Source organism: Aeromicrobium sp. (assembly GCF_049586495.1).
Classification (GTDB): domain Bacteria; phylum Actinomycetota; class Actinomycetes; order Propionibacteriales; family Nocardioidaceae; genus Aeromicrobium.
Genome location: NZ_JBAVCB010000205.1, coordinates 1 through 5,162 on the forward strand (window position 1 = coordinate 1; position 5,162 = coordinate 5,162).

Annotated in this window: 5 protein-coding genes; 2 read left to right on the forward strand and 3 right to left on the reverse strand. The window is 67.8% G+C overall.

Annotation, left to right across the window (positions count from 1 at the left end; genetic code table 11):
• From WB508_RS11005 to WB508_RS11015, 3 genes are all read right to left on the reverse strand, one after another.
• Positions 1 to 367 (reverse strand): threonine/serine exporter family protein (locus WB508_RS11005; protein WP_423844930.1); only part of this gene is annotated, 367 nt, incomplete at its 3' end.
• A 41-nt stretch (positions 368 to 408) separates the two neighbouring features.
• Positions 409 to 1,767: a hypothetical protein gene (locus WB508_RS11010; RefSeq protein ID WP_423844931.1), complete on the reverse strand. Its 1,359-nt coding sequence runs from the start codon at positions 1,765 to 1,767 to the stop codon at positions 409 to 411.
• 40 nt (positions 1,768 to 1,807) lie between these two features.
• Positions 1,808 to 2,815: an adenylate/guanylate cyclase domain-containing protein gene (locus WB508_RS11015; protein WP_423844932.1), complete on the reverse strand. Its 1,008-nt coding sequence runs from the start codon at positions 2,813 to 2,815 to the stop codon at positions 1,808 to 1,810.
• A 101-nt stretch (positions 2,816 to 2,916) separates the two neighbouring features.
• Here WB508_RS11015 and WB508_RS11020 point away from each other — a divergent pair, with 101 nt between their 5' ends.
• The gene (locus tag WB508_RS11020; protein ID WP_423844933.1) at positions 2,917 to 3,906 is read left to right on the forward strand and encodes an alpha/beta hydrolase; all 990 of its coding nucleotides are present in this window, start codon (positions 2,917 to 2,919) and stop codon (positions 3,904 to 3,906) included.
• A gap of 54 nt (positions 3,907 to 3,960) precedes the next feature.
• Positions 3,961 to 5,162: DNA polymerase III subunit gamma and tau (locus WB508_RS11025; protein WP_423844934.1), on the forward strand; the 1,202-nt coding region annotated here is incomplete at its 3' end.

Consider the following 5,162-nt stretch of genomic DNA (forward strand, 5'->3'; position numbering starts at 1 on the left):
CCGCCCACCGGGGCGCGCGGTGCCCCGTGGAGGCGATCTGCGCCAGCCGCGACCGGGCCTCATCGAGGTCGATCGCGTCGTCGAGCAGATCGGCGACCAGCAGGTCGACGCTGGTCAGGTCGTCGAAGTCAGTCTCACGATGAGTGACGTGGCGGGTGGCCGTGGAAGCGGGAGCGTCTGGCCGTTGCTGGTGGCTCATCGTCAGCGTCGTGAACGTCAGATCGACCTGCGCCTGCCGCACACCGAGATGGTGGGTGATCGAACCCATCGTGGCGGTGACGTCCGCAGCGCCGGCACCGTTCGACAGCAGCATCTCGCCGACCCGCAGTGCGAGGTCGAGCGTGCGGGAGACATGGACGTCAGGCATGAACCCCATGGTGTCGAGCGAAGGCCGTCAGACCAAATCCGTCACCAGCTGGTGTAGAAGAGATGCTGAACCAGCAGCGCACTCACCAGCTGCAGCGCCAGTGCGGCCCGCATCCACCGAGTGGACAACAGTCCGAGCGACAGTGTGATCCACGGGATGAACGGCAGCCAGATCCGCTCGACCTCGGCCTTGCTCATGCCGGACAGGTCGGCCGCCAGGATCATCAGGACACCCGCACCGATCAGCAGCATCAGGGTGCGATCGAGGCGTCGACCCAGGGCCATCAGACGAGCCAGGCCCATGCCCACGGCCGGACCCGCGCTGATCGCGAGCGCGGCCAGATTGGCCCACACCCAGTACGAGAACGGCCGCACGCTCGCGGTGCCTTCGTAGTACCGCTCACGCAGCACCGGATACGCCTCCCACCAGCGGAATCCGTAGGCCGCAAACACCAGCACGACGCCCAGTGCTGCGACGATCGCACCAGGCAAGGGCTGCCAGCGGCGGGCGGCGAGCAGGATCGCGACTGCGATGATGCCCAGCAGCGGCAGTCCGTAGGAGAGCATGACACAGGACCCGAGCAGCACTCCGGCTGCGACGGACCAACCGATCATCGAGCCGACATGGCTGCGGGTGGCTGACACCGCCAGGCAGGCCAGCCCCCACACCGCGACAGCGGCGAACAACGCATCGGCGGAGACGGCCAGGAACACTGCTGAGGGCGTCAGCACCAGGAACGGAGCAACCCGCCGGGCGAAGGCCTCGCGATCAAGCGTGCGCAACGTGGCCATCACCGTGGGCGCGATCGTCGCGGCGATGATGGTGACGACCAACCCGGACGCGTAGTCACCGCCCACGCCGAGCCTGGCCATGGCCACGAACACCACCAGGGCGCCTGGTGGGTGGCCAGCAATGTGAGTGACCCAGTTGTCGGGCGCGGAGTAGGGGATGCGCCGGATGAAGTCGTCGATCATGGCGGGGACGTCGGTCACCTCGCGGGCCGCGACCAGGTACTCGTACGGATTGCCGAGCACCCGGCTGATGCCGTCGCTCCCGTCGACGTAGGCCAGCGCCATCAACCACGAGAATCCCGCCACCAAGGCCAGCAGCTGCAACCGACGCCAGGACAGCTGCTGCGCCAGGCGCGGTCCGTACTGCCAGCCGAGCACGGCCATGAGAATCGCCGGAATGGTGCCGGGCCCGAACAGCTTGGGCTCCCAGAGACCGTGCAGAGGTGAGATGTCGTCGGGCCCGATCGAGGCCCGCGGATACACCTTCCAGTCGACGATCTGGGGGGTGAGAAAAGCGGCAGCCACGATGCCCAGAGTGACCAACAGTCCCACCCACGGGACCCAGGTCCGCTCCGGGGTCTCCAGGTCGATCCCGCGCGTCTCGGTCACGCCCTCGACTCTAGAGGGGTCGGCAAGCATTTCCCGTCGATCAGATGCGCGGGCGTTTCAACGACCAGGGTTCGAGGTGTTCGTAGCCCCTCACCGAGGTGCGGCGCATGCGACGCAGCCGGAACTGCTCGGTGTCGCCCCGGAGAGCTGCAGCAAGGTCCGAATCGACCAGCGCCCGGCCCGGTCGGGCGAGCGACGTCAGTCTGGCGGCGAGATTGACGGTGGGTCCGTACACGTCGCCGAGACGGGCCAGAACCGGTCCCCGGGATGTGCCGACGCGCACCTCGGGGAACCTCTCGTCGGTCTCGGACCGCTCCACGAGCTCGAGGGCCAGCAGAGCGGCTTCGACCTCGTCGGTCAGCTGGTAGAGCACCTCGTCGCCGATGGTCTTGACCACCTGGCCGCCGTGCTCGATCACCAGGTCAGTGACGACCCGCTCGAACCACTCGACCATCTCGCCCAGGGCGCGTGGGCTCATCTGCCGACTCCGTGAGGTGTAGCCGACGATGTCGACGAACCCCACCACGGCGGTCGTGTGGGACGCTGATGCGCTGCCGCTGAGCGCCATCCGGCTCGCGGTGCTGAGCAGGTGCCGGCGCCAGATGTACCCCTGGACCTCCTCGACCATTGGAATGATCTCGCTGAGCATGTCCAGCGGCGGCTGGTCGGTGCTGTCGTCCCGCGACATCGAGGTGAGCAGCAGGCGCGTCTGCCAGTCGGCCAGGCGGGAGAACGACCGGCCCACTGATCGGACGAACTGGGGCAGCTGCTCGGGATCGAGGATGCCGAGCTCGGTGAGCCGCTGCACGACCTTGAGTGCCTCGACATCGGCTTCGGTGAACACGACTTCGTGGGCTCCGACTGCGGGGAAGCCGAGATACCGCCACATCGCATTGGCCTGGTCGAGGGTGATGCCAGCCTGCGCGGCGACCTGGGTCTGCGTCAGCGTGGGACCACCATCGAACAGATACTGGCCTGCGACGTCGATCAGCAGCGAGGGATCGAAGGCGTAGTCATCCTCAGGAGGCGCACTGTCGTCTCGGGTCATGGTCGATTCCTCGGGGGGTGTCACCTGAATGCTAGGCCCCGCGGCCAGCCCGGCACGACGGTAGGCTCTGCGCGGGACACGCGAGAATAGGGGATCGGGACATGGCCGAGTGGGTCGAGGACGCGGAGCTTGGGGCTGGCTACCAGACGTTCACCATCGAGCTGGGCGACGATCCCGACGGTCAGGGCCAGATCGTCGCCACCCTGGTGCGGCCGACCACCACCCCGCCGAACCCGCGTGGGGCAACCCTGTACGTGCACGGATTCACCGACTACTTCTTTCAGCGTGAGCTGGCCGAGTACTGGGTCGATCGAGGATTTGCGTTCTATGCTCTCGATCTGCGCAAGTGCGGTCGGTCGCGACGTGACGGCCAGACGCCGCACTACGTGTCCGACCTTGCGCTGTACGACGTCGAGCTCGAGGTGGCGCTGGCCACGGTGCGAGCCGAGACCGGTGACGCACCCGTGGTGCTGTCGGGCCACTCGACCGGGGGTCTGATCCTGCCGCTGTGGCTGACTCGCCTGCAACGGCTCCCGGGCGGTTCGACCGGGCAGGGCATCGCAGGGCTGGTGCTCAACAGTCCGTGGTTCGACCTGCAGGGCGCCGCCTGGATGCGCAGCCTCGGCACCCAGCTCATCCGGGGCGTTTCGCGGTTCCGCTCGTTGGACGAGGTGCGTCTGCCACACACCGACTCATATGGCTCGAGTCTGCACGTCAGCGCCCACGGCGAGTGGGAGTACAACCTCCAGTTCAAGCCGATGCATGGATTCCCGATCACGTACGGCTGGCTCAACGCGGTGCGTCGCGGGCAGTCAGTGCTGCACAAGGGCCACGACGTCGGCGTGCCCTCCCTGGTGCTTCACTCGACGCGTTCGTGGTTCTCGCGGGTCTTCGGCGAGAAGGTGGTCGGCTCCGACGCCGTGCTCGACGTCAAGCAGATCGCCCGCTGGTCCGGCTGCCTCGGCAACGCCGTGACGGTGCGGCCGATCCCCGGTGCCAAGCACGACGTCTTCTTGTCGCCCAAGCCCGCCCGCGAGGCCGCTTACTCCACGATCGACGCCTGGCTGCGCGACTCCGCCCTCGGCTGCTGACGGGGCGGACCGACCGCTCTGGTCTCTGTCGTGGCCCGTCTATAGGGTTCACGTGTGGACGCCCCCCTCGCTCTCTACCGTCGCTACCGGCCGGAGACCTTTGCCGAGGTCATCGGGCAGGACCACGTCACCGAGCCCCTGCGGCACGCCCTCGCGGCCAATCGCACCCACCACGCGTACCTGTTCTCGGGCCCGCGCGGCTGCGGCAAGACCACCAGCGCGCGCATTCTGGCGCGAGCGCTCAACTGCGAGCAGGCGCCCATCTCGGACCCTTGCGGCGAGTGCCAGAGCTGCCGGGATCTCGCCCGTGGCGGGCCGGGCAGCATCGACGTCATCGAGATCGACGCGGCCAGCCACGGCGGTGTCGACGACGCCCGCGACCTCCGCGAACGGGCCTTCTTCTCCCCGGTCAGCAGCCGCTACAAGGTCTACATCATCGATGAGGCTCACATGGTGTCGACGCAAGGGTTCAACGCCCTGCTCAAGCTGGTCGAGGAGCCGCCGCCGCACCTGAAGTTCATCTTCGCCACGACCGAGCCCGACAAGGTCATTGGCACGATCCGCTCGCGCACACATCACTATCCGTTTCGGCTCGTGCCGCCAGCAGTCCTCACCGACTACCTGCAGCAGCTCAGCGCGGCCGAGCAGGTCACGGTCGAGCCCACCGCTCTGCCGCTGCTCGTCCGGGCCGGTCAGGGCTCGGTGCGCGACACGCTCAGCGTGCTCGATCAGCTGCTGGGCGGCGCCGGGCCAGGGGGACTCACCTACGATCTTGCCGTCCAGCTGCTCGGCTACACCCCGGACTCGCTGCTCGATGAGGCTGCCGATGCCTTGGCCGCTCGTGATGGCGCCACCGCATTCGGTGTCATCGACAAGGTCATCGAATCCGGTCAGGACCCGCGCCGATTCGCCGAAGACCTGCTGCAGCGGTTGCGCGACCTCATCATCATCTCGGTCGTGCCCGACGCCGCGGCGCAAGGACTCATCGACGTTCCCGCCGACCGCATCGCTCCCATGGCGGCACAGGCATCTGGTTTCGGCCCCGCGGAGCTCGCTCGCACGGCCGACATCGTCAACAGCGCGTTGGTCGACTTCCGCGGAGCCACGGCGCCGCGCATGCTGCTGGAGCTGATGTGCGCCCGCATCCTCGTGCCGGGTGCCGACCACTCTGCGCTCGGCCTGCAGGCTCGCCTCGATCGCATCGAGAAGCGGTTGTCGTTCGACGCCTCGACACCCGAACCCACGGTGCGGGCTGC